We start from the raw sequence: 15,975 nt of genomic DNA, 5'->3' as shown, positions 1-15,975 counted from the left end.
CTCCGCCCGCCGTGCTGGAGCGCCTGAACGCGCTGGCGCGCGCCTCCATGCACGATCCCGCCTTCGCCAAGCTGCTGGCCGAACAGGGCACGACGCCCGGCGACATGACGGTGGACCGCTTCCGCCAGTATGTCAGCGCCGAAATCCGCAAATGGGGCGACATCGTGCGCGACGCCCATATCGAGATCCAATAGGCGGGCCGGCAGCGATGAAATCCCTCCCCTTGCAAGGCGTGCGGGTGCTGGACCTCACCAGCGTCATCATGGGGCCTTACGCCACCCAGATGCTGGCCGAATACGGCGCCGACGTGATCAAGCTGGAGCCGCCCGAAGGCGACATCATGCGCCAGATGGGCCCGGCGCGCGAAGCCGGCATGGGCCCGGTCTTTCTCAACCTGAACCGCGGCAAGCGCAGCCTCTGCCTGGACCTCAAGGCGCCGGCGTCGCTGCCGGTGCTGCAAAGCGCCGTGGCGCGCAGCGATGTCTTCATCACCAATATGCGCGCCCGGGCCCTGGACAGGCTGGGCCTGGGCTGGGACACGCTGCGCGCCTGCAATCCCCGGCTGGTCTATGTCTATCTGTCGGGCTTCGCCGAAGACGGTCCCGACGCCGGGCGGCCCGCCTACGACGACCTCATCCAGGGCATGTGCGCCCTGCCCGACCTGGTGGCGCGCGCCGGCGGCGGCGACCCGCGCTACCTGCCGCTGAACCTGGCCGACAAAACCATGGGCCTGTTCGCCGCCCAGACGGTGCTGGCCGCGCTCCTGCAGCGCGGCGCCGACGGGCCGGGCCAGCGCATCGAATTGCCCATGTACGAAACCATGGCGTCCTTCATGCTGAGCGACCATCTCGGCGCGGCCAGCTTCGAGCCCCCGCTGGGGCCGGCGGGCAATCCGCGCCTGCTGTCGCGCTACCGCCGCCCCTACAAGACGCTGGATGGCTGGATCAGCACCATCGTCTATACCGACCGCCACTGGCAGGCCTTCCTGGGCTTGGCCGGCCAGCCTCAGCTCTGGGACGAAGACCCGCGTTTCCGCAGCATGAGCAGCCGCACACGCCATATCGACGAGGTCTACGCCTTCGTGGACGAGCACATGGCGCGCCGCACGACACGCGAATGGCTGGCGCTGTTGAACGGCGCCGACATCCCCGCCGCCGAAGCGCCCGGCCTGGACACCCTGGTCGAGCGCCTGTCGCAAGCGGGCGGCCTGCTGCAGCCCTACGAAGACGCCGACGGCGGCCGCTATCGCGGACTCGCGCCCACGGCCCGGTGGTCGGCCACCCCGCCCAGGGCCGGCGGCGTGGCGCCCAGGCTGGGCCAGCACAACGAGGAAATCCTGCGCGAGCTGGCCGATCAGGACTCCCGCAACTGGGCCCGCGTCATCAAGGAAGGCAAGGTAAAGGCGGACTGACGCGGCGTCGGGCTCTCACGCCAGCACGCCGCCCGAGCTCGCCCGCACCACCAGCTCCGGGCGCAACCGCACGGAGGCAGGTGACTTGCCGGCGATGCGTTCAAGCAGCAGCTCCATGGCCGTCAGGCCCATCTGGTGCATGGAAGATTTTATGGAGGTCAGGGGAATGGGCAGTTCAGCGGCCAACGGCGTGTCGTTGAAACCGACGATGGCGATGTCCTTGCCCGGCTGCAAGCCTTGATCGCGCGCCGCGCCCATCAGGCCGATGGCCAGGAAATCATTGACCGCGAACACCGCCGTGGGCCGCGTCTTGCCGCTCAATAAGCGGTTGCCGAGCTCCCGGCCGCTGCCGGTGTCGAATTGGCTGTGCAGCAGCCACGATCCGGGCACCGTCACGCCGCGCGACCGGCAGTGCTCGACAAAGCCCATGGCGCGGTCGTAACCCGTGCTGGCGAATCGCTCGCCGGCCAGCACCGCCACCCGTTCATGGCCGAGATCCAGCAGATGGGCGGCCGCCAGCCGCCCGCCTTCGGCGTCGTCGCAGGCCACGGTGCAATACTGCGGGCCCAGATGGCGGCTTGCCAACACCATGGGGATGCCGCGCTCATGGATGCTTTCGATGAAACTGCTGTCGTCCAGCCGCGCGTCGGCAAAGACGAGCCCGTCGACGTGACGGCCCAGCATCATCTCGCCCACTTGGCGATGGCGCTCCACCTTGTCTTCGGTGTTGGCCACGACGGTCCAATAGCCTTCGCGCGTGGCGGCCGCGTCGATACCCTCGTAGATGGTCGCCAGGACCAGGTCCGACAGCCGGGGCACCAACACCCCCACGGTGCGCGTTTTCTTGGTCTTCAGGCTGGTGGCGTAGGGATTGGGCCGGTAATTGTGCTGCGCCGCCAACTCGCGGATCAGGGCCACGGTCTCGGGCGCGGCCGCGCTGCGCGCGTCCTCCTCCGAGCCGTTGAGCACCCGCGAAACGGTCGATATATGGACGTTCAACTTCGCGGCTAGCGCGCGCAAAGTGATGGGTTTGTGCAGGTCTGGGGAGTTTTTCGTCATTGATTCCAGGCCGACGTGACTTCCTGAAGCGTCACCAGGACTGGAGTATACGTCAGCACCCGACGCCCTTTCGGCATTCCCGCGCTCGCCGACCCAAACGTTCGGGTAAGTCCTAGCTTACCTGCGGGCGGTTCGCTATTTAAGCTTCGACCCAAACGTTCGGGTTCGGAAACCCAAACGTTTGTGTCAGCAACATACTAGGAATTCCAACATGCAGGATATCCCGCAACTGCTGGACGATTACCGCCTTGGCCGCCAGCGGCCTGACAGCGTGCTGGGCCGGCTGTTCGAGGCCATCGAGCAGTCGCCGCTCAACAGTTTCATTGCCCTGGACCGCGAGGCGCTCGCCGCCGCCACGCCAGTTGGCCGTCTGGCCGGCATCCCCATCGCGGTCAAGGACCTCATCGACGCCCGCGGTCTGCCGACCACCCTGGGCTCGAAGCAGTTCGAACAGGCGCCGCCGGCCGAGCGCGACGCGGAGGTGGTGCGACGCCTGCGCGCCGAGGGCGCCCTCATCATCGGCAAGACCAACACCCACGAAATCGCTTACGGTTCGACCGGCGACAAATCGGCCTTCGGCCCCGTGCGCAATCCCCATGATCCGGAGCGCGTCGCCGGCGGCTCGAGCAGCGGTTCGGCCGCGGCCGTCGCCGCCGGGCTCTGCCCGGCCGCCCTGGGCACCGATACCAGCGCATCGGTGCGCATCCCCGCCGCCTTGTGCGGCGTGGTCGGCATCAAGCCCGGCTATGACCTGCTGCCCCGCGACGGTATCGCCAAGCTCAGTCCCACCCTGGACCACGCCGGCGTGATCAGCCGCAGCGTCGCGGACAACGCCCTATTGCTCGAGGTACTGGCCCAGGCGCCAGGCGGAACCTACACTGGCAAGCTGGACCGGCCCGTGGCGGGACAGAGAATCGGCATGCTGACCGGCTTCTACGCCTCTCACCTTGTGCCGGAGGTGCGCGCCGCCGTGCGCGCGGCCAGGGCCGCCTTCGAACGCGCCGGCGCCACCGTGATCGACATCGACCTCGCCGCCGCCCAGGACATCTACGACGCCCAGCAGGTCATCCTCAAGGCCGAGGCCTATCACGAGCATGAGGCCGCGCTGCGGGGGCAAGCGGCTTTCGATCCGGAAATCCGCGAACGCCTGCTCACCGGCCAAGACATCAAGGCATCCGAGTACCTCTGCGCGCTGGCGCGGCGAAGGATGGCGATCCAGGCCTTTGACGAAACGCTCGCCCAGGTCGACGTCCTGTTCAGCGCGACCTGCGGCATCACCGCGCCGCGTATCGGCGAGCGCGTCACCCGGGTCGGCGACACGGACTATCCCACCATGTGGCTGCTCACGCGCCTGACCGTGCCCAGCAGCCTGTCAGGCCACCCCAGCCTGTCCGTGCCTTTCAGCGCATCTGCCGGCCTGCCCATCGGCATCCAGCTCATCGGGCGCTACCACGACGAAACGACCCTCTACCAATATGCGCGGCTCCTGGAAACCTCCCGCAAGCCGTCTTGACACCCTGGCAGTTCCTCACACAACCCGCACACGACCGTCCGGCGGCAGCCTGGCGGCGACAAGGAGGTCTTCAATGCGAAGCGTCCCCAGCAAGAGGTATCACATCTTCCTGTTCATCATGCTGATGGCATTGCTGAACTACATCGACCGCGGCGCCCTGTCATACGCGGCCGCCGGCATCACGTCGGAGTACGGCCTGAACCGCACACAATGGGGGGCGCTGCTGGGCTACTTCGGCTACGGCTATCTGTTCGGCGCGCTGGGCGGCGGCTTCATGGCCGACCGTTTCGGTCCGCGCAAGGTCTGGCTTTACGCGGCCGCCGGCTGGTCCATCCTGGCCATCGCCACCGCCTATGCCGGCGACTTCGGCGTGCTGGCGCTGGGCGGCTCGGCCCTGCTGGGCTTTGCCACGATCCGCATCCTCTTCGGCCTGGCCGAGGGGCCGGCCTATTCGGTGGTCTACAAGAGTATTTCTCTTTGGTCCATTCCCAGGGAACGCGGCTTCGTGGTGTCGCTGGCGCTGCTGAGCACACCGCTGGGCGCCATGCTGTCGGCGCCGATCGCCATTGGCCTGCAGCATTTCTTCGGCGGATGGCGCGCCATGTTCATCGTGCTGGGCGTGGTGAGCCTGATCGTGCTGATCCTCTTCATCCGCCTGTTCACCGACCGGCCCGCGCAAAACACCTATATCAGCGACGCCGAGAAGCAATACATCCGGGCCGAGCAGGAGCGCAATCCGGTCGGCCAGGCGGCAGCGGCCGAGGACGACGGCGGTCCTGTGCCGTGGTGGCAGTACTTCAAGACACCCGCGCTGGTGCTCAATGCCATCGCCTGCTTCTCCTTCATGTACGTCAACTTCCTCCTGTTGACCTGGACGCCCAAATACCTGGAAGACCAATTCGGATTCAGCCTGTCGTCCATCTGGTATCTGGCCATGATTCCCTGGGCCGGTGCCTGCTTTACCGTGCTGCTGGGCGGCCGGCTGTCCGACCTCATCGTGCGCAAGACCGGCAGCCTGCGCCTGGGTCGCAGCCTGCTGGGCGCTTCCTGCCTGTTGGCCACCAGCATTGTGTTCTACTTCGTCTCCTCGGCCAGCTCCATCTGGCAGGCCGTCGGCCTGATCACGCTGGCCAATGCCATCAATTCCCTGGCCAACTCCGTCTACTGGGCCATCGTGATCGACACCGCGCCCAAATCCCGCGTCGGCTCCTTCAGCGGAATCACCCACGCCATCGCCAACCTGGCCGCCATCATCGCGCCCACCCTGACCGGCTATCTGACCTATCAGTACGGCTATTCGGCCATGTTCACGGCCGCCACCGCCGCCACCGCCATTGGCGTGGTCGCCATGCTCTTCGTCCACCCGGGCCGCCGCGCGCCCAAGAACCCCTCCGCACAATCCTATGCCTGACACCCAGAAACCTCACTGGACCGAAAGCCGCCGCAGCGGCAGGCTGGCGCGCGTTCGATCGCGCGCCGGCGTGGAGATGACCGGCTTGCATGCGCCGGCCGACGGCCAGGCTCCTCTGCTGCTCTGCCTGCATGGCCTGAGCGGCAACCTCGGCACCAGCTTCGTCGTGGACTTTCTCTCGGCGCCCGAGCTGGAAGGTGTCCACCTCCTCACCGTGGAAAGCTCGGCCCACGGCAATATCGCCATGGCCCGGCGTGGTGACCCGCCCCGATACAGCCTCGGCGGATCGGCCTTCGAAATCTTCGACGAGTGCATCGGCGACCTGGCCGCCTGGGTGGACTACGCCGCCAGCAAAACCCGGGGTCCTATCATCCTGCTGGGCCACTCCCTGGGCGCGGCCAAGGTCGTGCGGTACCAGGCCGAAACCGCCGACCCGCGCGTGCGCGGGCTTGTGCTGGCCTCGGCCGCCGACCTCAAGGGCGCCTTCTGGGCCATGCACGGCGACGCCTCGGCCACGCGCTTCATGGACGAGGCCCGGGCCATGCTGCGCAGAGGCGAGGGCCGCGCCCTCATGGGCGAAGACTGCGTCGTCGGCCTGCTCAAGCAGCGGATTTCGGCCGCCACTTTCATCGACCGCTTCGAAGACGGCAAACCTTCCGACGTGTTCGACTTCTTCGGCCGCGGCTCGATCCGCGCCTTCGAGGACCTCGCCAAAGTCACGCTGCCGCTGCTTGCCCTCTATGGTTCGAGCGGCGAAATCGTCGGCGGCGGCGACGTGGCCCGGGCCTTGTCCCTCCTTGAACAGCGGGCGGCGCGCTGCCCCGCCTTCAGCAGCGCCATCGTGCCCGGCAACCACTGGTACCTCGGCAGCGAACCCCTGGTCGCGCAAACCATCGCGGCCTGGCTGGCCGGCCTTGCTTCCTGATCACTTCCTTTCCAACCGCCGCCAGGCACGCGCCTGGCGGTCTCGTCACGACACTATGCCCCACACCCAGCAAGCCGCCTACCACGGCGTATTTCCCTATCTCGTCACCCCCCTTCGCCCGGATAACAGCGTCAACACCGAGGTGCTCCACACCCTCTGCCAGGACCTCATCGCCCAAGGCGTGCATGGCCTGGCCCCGCTGGGGTCCACCGGCGAGTTCGCCTATCTCGACCAGGAACAGAAGCGCGACGTCGTGCGCACCGTCGTGCAAGCCAGCGCCGGGCGCGTCCCCGTCGTGGCCGGCGTGGCCGCCACCAGCATCGCCCAGGCCGTGGAACAGGCGCGCGACTTCCAGGCCTTGGGTTGCGACGGCATCCTGGCCGTGCTCGAAGCCTATTTCGCCATCTCCGAGGACGGCGTCTACGAGTATTTCAAGGCCATCGCACAGGCGGTCGATCTGCCCATCGTCATCTACACCAACCCCAATTTCCAGCGTTCGGATCTCAGCCTCAAGGTGCTCGAACGCCTAAGCTGGATACCGAACATCCAATACCTCAAGGACGCCTCCTACAACACCGGCAGACTGCTTTCCATCCAGTCCCTGGTCGGCGACCGCATGACCCTGTTCGCGGCCTCGTCCCACATCACCGCCGCCGTCATGCTCCTCGGCGGCGGAGGCTGGATGGCCGGCCCTGCCTGCATCGTCGCGCGCCAAAGTGTCGAGCTCTATGAGCTCTGCAAGGCCGGCAAGTGGACCGAGGCGATGGTGCTCCAGCGCAAGCTCTGGAAAATCAACGAAGTCTTCGCCAAGTACAACTTGGCGGCCTGCATCAAGGGCGCCCTGTGCATGCAGGGCTATGACGTGGGCGAGCCCATCGCACCCCAGTCGCCGCTGTCCGAAGAAGGCAGGCAGGCCGTGAGGCAGGCCCTGCTGGAGGTGGGCGCCGTGGCCGGCTGAGGCCGTCCGGATCAGGAAAACCCTGAGGCCGGTCCCGCCCGCCCCTATGACGTCCGGGGAATATCGACATGAAAAAACGAAAGTTCCCTGGACAGTCCTTCCTTGATACCTTATTGTTCGGATCAAATTCCAATATGTCCGGTCAATTAACGTTGAGGAAAGACAATGAAAAAGGGATTGCAAGCCGCATTCGCGGCCGCGGGCTTGTTGGCCGCGCTGGCGGTGCAGGCGGAGACATTGAAGCTGGGTGTGGTGGGCGGGATGACGGGGCCGGGCGCGCCCTGGGGCCTGGCCGTCGATGGCGGCGTCAAGGTCGCCGTCGAGGAGGTCAACCAGGCCGGCGGCCTCGAGGTCCAGGGCAAGAAGTACAAGGTGGAGGTCGTGACCTACGACGACCACTACAAGGCGGCCGACGCGGTCACGGCCACCAACCGCCTCATCGACCAGGACGAGGTGAAGTTCATCATCGGGCCCATCGGCTCGGCGTCGGTCATGGCCATGAAGCCCATCACCGAACGCAACAAGATCGTGTTGCTGTCCAATAGCTACTCCACCGAGATCCTGGACGCCAACACCAAGTATCTTTTCCGTGTCCTGCCCACCACCTACGAATACAACGGCCAATTGATCGGCTGGCTGAAGAAGCACCAGCCCGACCTCAAGCGCCTGGCCATCCTCTCGCCCAATGACGCCACAGGCTGGAGCACGCAGAAGACGCAGAAAAAAGCCTACGAGGATGCGGGTTACACCGTGGCCGAGGCCAAGTTCTTCGAGCGCTCGCAGAATGATTTCCGCACCCTGTTGACCAGCATCCTGGCCAAGAACGTCGATTTCATCGAGCTGGACACCGTGCCGCCCGGGCCGGCCGGCATCGTCATCCGCCAGGCGCGCGAGATGGGCTTCAAGGGCCGCTTCACGAAGTTCGGCGGCAATAATGTGGCTGAAACCGTCAAGTCCGCCGGCGCCGAGAACGCCGAAGGCACGCTGGTCTACCTCTCGGCCGACCCGACCAGCGCGCCCTACGCGCGCCTGAGCGCGGCCTACGCCAAGTTCCATGGCAACAGCATGGACGACTTCGCCTTCTATTTCTACGACGCCACCCGGCTGCTGTTCAAGGCCATCAAGGAGGCCGGCTCGGTCAGCGACACCACCGCCGTGGTCCAGAAAATCGAGGCCAGCCCGACTTTCGACGGCATCCAGGGCAGCATTGTCTGGGGCGGCAAGAGCGTCTATGGCGTCGACCACCAGATCGCCACGCCGGCCTACCTGGGCGTCATCAAGGGCGGCAAGGCGGAGGTCATCGAGAAGTTCGAGGCCCGCTGATCCCGCGCCCGACCACTAGGCCTCTTCACCATGCAGATCACCTTGCAGATCGTCATCATCGCCCTGATGTCGACCTTCGTCTACGCGCTCGTGGCCCTGGGCTTCACCCTGGTGTTCGGCATCCTGCGCGTGGTGAACTTCGCCCATGGCGAGTTCTACATGCTGGGCGCCTACGCCATGTTCATCTTCTACGGCGCCCTGTCCTGGCCCTATCTGCCGGCGCTGGCCGCGGCGGCGCTGGCCGTGGGCGCGCTGGGCCTGCTGGTCGAGCGCGGGCTGTTCCGCCGCTTCACCGGCGACGAAATGGGCGGCATGATCATGTCGCTGGCCCTGGCCATCACCCTGCAGGCGGCGATGTCGCTGCTGTTCTCCGTGGACGAACAATCCGTGCGCCGGCCGGTCGAAGGAGCCTGGCAGGTCGGCCCGGCCTTCTTCGCCAAGGATCAACTGCTCATCGTCGGCATCAGCGTCATCGCGCTGGCGGCCTTCTACTTCCTGATCGAGCGCACGCGGCTGGGCATCACCATCCGGGCCGTGGCGCAAGACCGCGAAGTGGCGCGCCTGCAAGGGGTCGGCTCGCGCAAGATCATGGCCTTCACCTTCGCGCTGAGCTGCGGGCTGGCCGGGCTGTCCGGCGCGCTGATGGCGCCGGTCTACACCGTCCATCCCTATATGGGCGAAGCGGTCGTGGTCAAGGCTTTCATCATCGTGGTGCTTGGCGGGCTGGGCAGCCTGCCCGGGGCCGTGGTGGCCGCGCTCATCCTGAGCTTTACCGAGGCCATCGCCGCCACTTTCTATAACGCGACGGTCGCGACCATGGTGTCGTTCCTGATCGTCATGGCCGTGCTCCTGGTCAGGCCCAGCGGCCTGATGGGTAAATCATCATGAATGTCTCCCGACACCTGGCGTTCTACCGCAAGGACGGCCCGCTGCCATGGCTTTGGCATGCCCTGCTCGTCGTCGTCCTGCTGTGCTGGCCGCTGTGGGCCGGCCAGCCGCGCTTCCACCTGCATCTGGCCATCATGGTGGCCATCTATGCGGCGCTGGCCATGAGCATGAATCTGCTGCTGCGCATCGGCCAGCTGTCGCTCGCGCACGGCGCGCTTTTCGGGCTGGGCGCCTATACCTCGGCCATCCTGGGGCGCGACTATGGTCTGTCCTTTCCTGCCGCCTTCGTCGGCGCCGGCCTGTTGACCGCCGCCGTGGCCGCCCTGGCCGGCCCGGTCTTCATGCGTATCAAGGGCGTGCACTTCGCGCTGCTGACCTTCGCGCTGGGCGAGGCCATCGTGCTGTGCTTCATCGAGTTCCACGGGCTGTTTGGCGGCAACAACGGCTTTGGCGACATCCCGCCCATGTCGGCCAGCCTGCCCATCCCCGAAGGACGCTATGGCGTCTACCTGGTCGCCGTGTGCTTCGCCTTGCTGGTCTATTTCGGCCTGCGCCTGCTCTATCGCCGCGAATGGGGCATGATCGCCGCCTCGCTGCAGCAGAACGAAGCCCTGGTGACCTCGGGCGGCCTGGATGTGTTGAGCTTCCGGGTGAGCGTCTTTGCCCTGAGCGCCGCCATCGCCGGCTGGGCCGGCAGTCTCTACGCGCATTACCAGGGTTATATCTCGCCCGATGCCTTCGGTTTCTGGACGGCCGTCAACGCCGTCATCATGAATGTGCTGGGTGGCGTGGGCGTCCTGGCCGGCGCCGTGGTCGGCGCCGCCCTGCTGGTGCCGCTGCCCGAGCTGCTGCGTGGCCTGCAGCAATACCAGCGCCTGATCTATGGCCTGACGCTCATCCTGCTGCTGCTCTTCATGCCGCAGGGGCTGGCCGCGCTGGCGCGCGCCGCCGTGCAAAGCCTGCGGAGACCCCAGCCATGAGCGCCGAACTGGAAGTGCAAGGCCTGAGCCGTTTCTACGGCGGCATACGCGCCGTGGACGAGGTGTCCTTCAAGACGGTGCCGGGGCAGATCACCGGCGTCATCGGCCCCAACGGCGCCGGCAAGACCACCTTGTTCAACTTGATCGCCGGGTCGGCGCGTCCCTCGGCGGGCATTGTGCGCCTGGACGGCCAGGCGCTCACCGGGGCGTCGGCCGCGGCCATCGCCCGCCGCGGACTGGTGCGGACCTTTCAGTCCACCAGCGTATTCGCCGGCCATAGCGTGTATGAAAACCTCTACCGCGCGGCGCTGTTCCGGCAATTCCCGACCCCGCTGTCGCTCCTGGCGCCCTGGGGCTTGCGGCGCGGCCGCGCCCAGGCGGCGCGCCGGGCCGGCGAAGCGCTGGAGCGCATCGGCATGACGGCCCTGGCCGATGCCGATGCCGGGTCCCTGGCCTATGGCCTGCAGAAAATCCTCGGTGTGGGCATGGCCCTGACCGCCAGGCCGGCCATGCTGCTCATGGACGAACCCGCCGCGGGCTTGAATCCGGTCGAGACCGTGGCCATGGCCGACCTGATCGAGCGCATCCACGGCACGGGCATCGATGTGGTGGTGGTCGAACACGATATGGGCCTGGTCATGCGCCTATGCCAGCGCCTGGTGGTGCTCGTCAACGGCCGGCTGCTGGCCGATGGCGAGCGCGAGCAGGTACAGCAAGACCCCAAGGTCATCGAAGCCTACCTGGGAGCGGACCTTGACGATGCTTGAAGTCGACCGCCTGTCGGTCAATTACGGCGCGGTGCGAGCGCTGGACGACGTTTCCCTGGCGGTGCAGGCCGGCGGCGTATGCGCCGTCATCGGCGCCAACGGCGCGGGCAAGTCCACGCTGATGAAAGCCCTCATCGGCCTGGTGCCCGTGCGCGGCGGCCGCATCCGCCTGCAGGGCCAGGCCATCGAGTCCCTGGGCACGGAGCAGCGCGTGGCCCTGGGCCTGGCGCTTTCGCCCGAAGGCCGGCGCCTGTTTCCCGAGCTGACCGTGCGCGAGAACCTCGTCATGGGCGCCTATCTGCGCCATGACCGTGCCGGCATCCAGGCCGACATTGCGCGCGTGTATGAATACTTCCCGCGCCTGAAGGAGCGCGAGCGCAGCCTGGGCCGCCACCTGTCGGGCGGCGAACAACAGATGTGCGCCATCGGGCGCGCCCTGATGTCGCGCCCGCGCCTGCTGCTGTTGGACGAGCCCTCGCTCGGCCTGGCGCCGGCCGTGACATTGGAGGTGGCCCGTGCCATCCGCCAGATCAGCCAGGACGGCACCACCATCATCCTGGTCGAGCAGAACGCGCGCCTGGCGCTCAGACTCTCCCATCATGCTGTCGTGCTGGAGACGGGCCGCCTGGTCCTGTCGGGCGACAGCGCATCCGTCGCAAGCAATCCCCAGGTGGCCGCGGCCTACCTGGGCCATGGAGCCGAGACCCCCTCCCATGCCTAATATCTATCAGGTTGCCATGTTCAACGCGGAACGGCATCCCGGCAAGACGGCCATCTCCGATGACCGGCAGCAACTGAGCTTTGCCCAACTCTGCGAGCGCGCCCGGGCGCTGGCGCATTATCTGGCCGGCCTGGGCGTGGCGCGCGGCGACCGCGTCGCCATCATGACGGGCAATTCCATCGACTACCTGGCCTTGTTGCACGCCACCGCCGTGGGCGGCTTTGCCATCGTGCCGGTCAATACGCGCTACGGCCTGGCCGAGCTGGAGCATCTGCTGCGCGACGCCGAGCCCAAGGTCTGCCTGTACGACGCCGCGCACCAGCCCCTGGTCGACGCCTTGAGCCGCGACGGCGCCCTGCCCGTCCAGCCTCTCTGGCTCGACGCCCTGCCCGCCCGGCTGCCCGATCCTGCCGGCGCCGATCCGGTCGCCCGGCGCTTCGGCGCGGTCGAGGACGACGACGTGGCCATCCTCATGTACACCTCGGGCACCACCTCCACCCCCAAGGGCGCCATGCTCACGCACGGCAATCTGTCGGCCAACGCGGTCAACTACATCATGGAGCTGGGCATCGATTCGGAGGCGCGCTCGCTGCTGGCCACGCCGCTGTTCCATATCGGCGGCTTCGGGGTCGTCAACGGCCCCATCCTGTACGCCGGCGGCAGCCTGCACATCCTGCCGCGCTTCGACATCGAGGTGGTCCTGCAGGCCCTGGACGAGCACCAGCCCACGCACGTCTTCCTGCTGTCGACCATGTGGGTGGGCCTGACCGACCACCCCGGTTTCGCCTCCCGCGTGCTGCCCTCGGCGCGCTTTGTGCAGACCGCCGCCGCCCCGTTGGGCGAATGGCGCCAGGCCTTGATCCGGCGTGTCTTTCCCAATGCCGAGTTCAGCTGGGGTTTCGGCATGACCGAGAGCTGCGTGACCACCATCAAGAACCGCTACACCCGTGAGATTCTCGAACACCCCGGGGCCATCGGCTATCTCTGGCGGCATGTGCAATACCGCCTGGTCGACGCCGAGGGCCAGGTGCTGGCCGACCAGCGCGGCCCGGGCGAGCTGCAGGTGCGCGGTCCCACGGTCTTCAAGGGCTACTGGAAACAGCCGGCCTTGACCGCGCAGGTGCTCGATGACCAGGGCTGGCTGCACACGGGCGATGTGATCCGGCTCGACGAGGACGGCTTTGCCCACTTCCTGGGTCGCAGCAAGGACATGATCAAGACCGGCGGCGAGAATGTCGCGGCGCTGGAAGTCGAGAACTGCCTGACCGGCCACACCGATGTGCGCGAGGCCGCCGCCTTCGGCTTGCCGCATGAATACTGGGGCGAAGAGCTGGTGGCCGCCGTCGTGCCCGCCGCCGGCCGCCAGCCGGACGCGGACGCCTTGCGCGAGCACTGCCGCGCGCACCTGTCCGGCTTCAAAGTGCCCAAGCGGATTTTCATCGTGGACGCCTTGCCCCAATCCTCCTCCGGCAAGGTGCAGAAGTTTCGCCTGAAGGAGCAGTTTCTATCATGACCCGCGCGCCCGACCTCTTCGACCCCGCCGTGCTGGCCGCCTGGACGCGCCTGGCTTCCGACGACGCCTTCGTGGCGCGGCATGCCATCCTGGCCGACCTGCGGCTGGGCCTGCGCAACACCAGCAGCGGCCAGGCGCTATGGCTGTCGGCCGATGGCGAGCGCGTGCAGGGCGGTCCGGGCCTGGACGGCGTGGCCTTTACGCTGGAAGGCCCGCAGGACGCTTTCGACGACCTGGCCCGCGGCTTTCCCTTCAACCGCCTGGTGCGCCAGCATCGCCTGACGGTGGGCGGCGACATGCGGCGCTGCGTCCAGAACTGGCTGCTGGTCTACGCCATCACGCGCCTGACCGCCCGCCTGAACCCGCAAGAGGAGGCCTGAGCATGCCTTATGTCGTCACCGCCGATGGCGTGCGCGCCTATTACGACTTCGCGGGCCAGGGCCCGGCCCTGGTCATGGTCCATGGCGCCAGCCAGGACAGCTTGTCCTGGAAATATGTGGTCGATCGGTTCGCCCGCCACTACAGCGTCTATGTCCTGGACCTGCCCGGCCACGGCAAAAGCGCCCTGCCCGCCGGCGGGCCGCATACGGCCACCCCCGACAACGCGCGCTATGTGCTGCAATGCCTCGACGCCCTGGGATTGGCGGACGCCGTCCTCATGGGCCACTCCATGGGCGGCGGCGTCGTCGCCCAGGCGGCCGTCTTCGCGCCCGGCCGGGTGCGCGGCCTGGTGCTGGTCGACGGCGCCTCGGTCAACGTGGTCAAGTCCTCGGGCTACAACCCGCATATCCTCAGCATGGCGCGCATCAATCCCGGCGATTGGTTCGAGGTGACCTTCCGCACGCTCATGGGCAGCGCCGCGGGCGCCGACCGCATCGAGGACCTCATCGCCGATGCGCGCCGCTGCAACCCCGCCGTCGCCTTCGCCGACATTTGCGCCTTCGGCGGTTTCCGTATGGAGCAGATCCTGCCGGGCATACGCTGCCCCGTGGTGATCGTCGAGGGCGAGGAGGACTGGTCCGTCCCTCCCGAGTCGGCGCGCGAAGTGGCGCGCCAGCTGCGCGATCAGGTTCCGGTGGAATATATAGAATGGCGCAACGTCGGGCACTTCCCGCAGAGCGAATGCCCCGAGCCCTTCTACCAGGATACGCTCGCCGCGATGGCCCGCCTATCCCTATAGACGACCACAGGTATGACCCAGAACACCCAGACGCCCTCGCCCAAGCCCACGCTCTACCAGAGCATCAGCGACCATCTCCTGGAGATGATACGGGACGGGCAGTTTCCGGTGGGCGCCAAGCTGCCCACGGAGATGGAGCTGTGCGAGCAATTCGGCGTCGGCCGCCACACCGCGCGCGAAGCGGTGCGCAAACTCACCGACCTCGGCGTGGTCGAGCGCCGGCGGCGGGCCGGCACCACCGTGGTGCGCCAGCATCCGCGGGCGCAGTTCGGCGTCGAGCTCGAAACCACCAACCAGCTGCAGCGCTACCTCGAGGCCACCGACCTGCATGTGCACAAGCGCGTCATGGAGCTGTCCAAGATGCCCCGGGAAACCGCCCTGGAAGGCGCGCCCTCCGAATGGTTCAAGGTCGAGACCTACCGCTGCGTGCCCGGCACCAAGCGCGCCATCTCCTGGACCGACATTTATCTGCGCAAAGAATACGAAGCCGTGGCCGAGCATATCTCCACCAAGCCGGGTGGCGTCTATCCCTTGCTCGAAGCCCATTGCGGCGAAATCGTCGAAGTCATAGAGATGGAAATCTCCGCCTCGCGCTTTCCGCCGCGCGTGGCGCGTTTTCTGGAGTACGAGGCCGTCGACCCGGCCCTGCTCATCATCCGGTCTTTCCGCAACCCCGCCGGCAAGCTGCTCGAGGTCGCGGTCAGCTTCTATCCCCCCTACGAGTTCCGCTACGTCACCCGCCTGTCGCGCCGCGACGGGCAGCACAAGACACGCAGCTGACCGCTCATCCATCCAAGAGGAAGCCATGAAGGGCAAATACGGCAACAGCGTCACCGTCGAGATCACCGGCACCCAGGCCGTGGTGCGATTCGATCGCGGCGTCAACCGCAACGCCATCGACCAGGACACGCTTCTCGCCCTCACCCATGTCGCGCGGGACCTTGCCGAATCCCTGGCCGTCCACACCGTCTTGCTCACCGGCGCCGCCGACATCTTCTCGGCCGGCATCGACCTGAAAGACCCCCGGAAATGGCAAGAGGACGATACCCAGCTGCTGGTGCGGCGCGACATCGCGCAGCGCGGCGCCCGCCTCTGCCGCCTGTGGGAAGAACTCCCCCAGCTGACCATCGCCGCCATCGAGGGCGCGGCCGTGGGCGGCTCGGTGGCCCTGGCGCTGGCCTGCGACTGGCGCGTCGCGGCCGAGAACGCCATCCTCTACCTGCCCGAAGCCAAGGTGGGGCTGAACATGGGCTGGGGCGCCATCCCGCGCATGGTCAACCTCATCGGCGCGCCGCGCGCCAAGCGCGCCATCCTGCTGGCCGAAAA

16 protein-coding genes and 1 pseudogene are annotated in these 15,975 nt (G+C 67.1%); 16 read left to right on the top strand and 1 reads right to left on the bottom strand.

What is annotated here, in order from left to right; all coding sequences use genetic code 11:
- A pseudogene (locus AXA74_RS22650) lies at positions 1-194 on the top strand (tripartite tricarboxylate transporter substrate-binding protein); the annotation flags it as partial.
- 14 nt (positions 195-208) lie between these two features.
- Positions 209-1,411, top strand: coding sequence for a CaiB/BaiF CoA transferase family protein (locus AXA74_RS22645; protein WP_032979571.1), 1,203 nt, complete (start codon positions 209-211; stop codon positions 1,409-1,411).
- Between the two features lie 15 nt (positions 1,412-1,426).
- Here AXA74_RS22645 and AXA74_RS22640 read toward each other — a convergent pair whose 3' ends face one another.
- A complete protein-coding gene (locus AXA74_RS22640) occupies positions 1,427-2,470 on the bottom strand; it encodes a LacI family DNA-binding transcriptional regulator (protein ID WP_029580940.1) in 1,044 nt (347 codons plus the stop codon).
- A 211-nt stretch (positions 2,471-2,681) separates the two neighbouring features.
- On the opposite strand from AXA74_RS22640, the gene AXA74_RS22635 reads away from it, so the two are divergent.
- The 14 genes from AXA74_RS22635 to AXA74_RS22570 form a co-directional block, all read left to right on the top strand.
- Entirely contained in the window at positions 2,682-3,983 is a 1,302-nt protein-coding gene (locus tag AXA74_RS22635) for an amidase (protein WP_032979572.1), read from the top strand.
- A gap of 73 nt (positions 3,984-4,056) precedes the next feature.
- A complete protein-coding gene (locus AXA74_RS22630) occupies positions 4,057-5,394 on the top strand; it encodes an MFS transporter (RefSeq protein WP_032955996.1) in 1,338 nt (445 codons plus the stop codon).
- On the top strand, positions 5,387-6,319 hold the full coding sequence (locus tag AXA74_RS22625) for an alpha/beta hydrolase (RefSeq protein ID WP_080700163.1): 933 nt from the start codon (positions 5,387-5,389) through the stop codon (positions 6,317-6,319). The genes AXA74_RS22630 and AXA74_RS22625 overlap by 8 nt, the downstream gene beginning before the upstream one ends.
- Before the next feature lie 55 nt (positions 6,320-6,374).
- Positions 6,375-7,277, top strand: a complete 903-nt coding sequence (locus AXA74_RS22620) for a dihydrodipicolinate synthase family protein (RefSeq protein ID WP_032979573.1) — start codon at positions 6,375-6,377, stop codon at positions 7,275-7,277.
- A gap of 165 nt (positions 7,278-7,442) precedes the next feature.
- Positions 7,443-8,600, top strand: a complete 1,158-nt coding sequence (locus AXA74_RS22615; RefSeq protein ID WP_032979574.1) for an ABC transporter substrate-binding protein — start codon at positions 7,443-7,445, stop codon at positions 8,598-8,600.
- A gap of 30 nt (positions 8,601-8,630) precedes the next feature.
- Positions 8,631-9,488, top strand: a complete 858-nt coding sequence (locus AXA74_RS22610) for a branched-chain amino acid ABC transporter permease (RefSeq protein ID WP_029580934.1) — start codon at positions 8,631-8,633, stop codon at positions 9,486-9,488.
- On the top strand, positions 9,485-10,468 hold the full coding sequence (locus AXA74_RS22605; RefSeq protein WP_032956005.1) for a branched-chain amino acid ABC transporter permease: 984 nt from the start codon (positions 9,485-9,487) through the stop codon (positions 10,466-10,468). Before AXA74_RS22610 ends, AXA74_RS22605 begins: the two co-directional genes overlap by 4 nt.
- A complete protein-coding gene (locus AXA74_RS22600; protein ID WP_032970438.1) occupies positions 10,465-11,235 on the top strand; it encodes an ABC transporter ATP-binding protein in 771 nt (256 codons plus the stop codon). Before AXA74_RS22605 ends, AXA74_RS22600 begins: the two co-directional genes overlap by 4 nt.
- A complete protein-coding gene (locus tag AXA74_RS22595; RefSeq protein WP_032956010.1) occupies positions 11,228-11,956 on the top strand; it encodes an ABC transporter ATP-binding protein in 729 nt (242 codons plus the stop codon). The genes AXA74_RS22600 and AXA74_RS22595 overlap by 8 nt, the downstream gene beginning before the upstream one ends.
- Positions 11,949-13,469 (top strand): class I adenylate-forming enzyme family protein, encoded by a 1,521-nt coding sequence (locus AXA74_RS22590; RefSeq protein WP_029580930.1) that lies wholly within the window; start codon positions 11,949-11,951, stop codon positions 13,467-13,469. Before AXA74_RS22595 ends, AXA74_RS22590 begins: the two co-directional genes overlap by 8 nt.
- A complete protein-coding gene (locus tag AXA74_RS22585) occupies positions 13,466-13,849 on the top strand; it encodes a hypothetical protein (RefSeq protein ID WP_029580929.1) in 384 nt (127 codons plus the stop codon). The genes AXA74_RS22590 and AXA74_RS22585 overlap by 4 nt, the downstream gene beginning before the upstream one ends.
- 2 nt (positions 13,850-13,851) lie before the next feature.
- The gene (locus AXA74_RS22580) at positions 13,852-14,649 is read left to right on the top strand and encodes an alpha/beta fold hydrolase (protein ID WP_032962664.1); all 798 of its coding nucleotides are present in this window, start codon (positions 13,852-13,854) and stop codon (positions 14,647-14,649) included.
- Between the two features lie 12 nt (positions 14,650-14,661).
- Positions 14,662-15,429, top strand: coding sequence for a GntR family transcriptional regulator (locus AXA74_RS22575; RefSeq protein WP_029580927.1), 768 nt, complete (start codon positions 14,662-14,664; stop codon positions 15,427-15,429).
- Between the two features lie 25 nt (positions 15,430-15,454).
- Positions 15,455-15,975: enoyl-CoA hydratase/isomerase family protein (locus AXA74_RS22570; protein WP_060833325.1), on the top strand; the 521-nt coding region annotated here is incomplete at its 3' end.

Origin of the sequence: Bordetella hinzii LMG 13501 (genome assembly GCF_001548475.1) — a bacterium.
GTDB classification, from domain to species: Bacteria; Pseudomonadota; Gammaproteobacteria; order Burkholderiales; family Burkholderiaceae_B; genus Bordetella; species Bordetella hinzii.
This window is presented reverse-complemented; position numbering and strand designations above follow the sequence as displayed.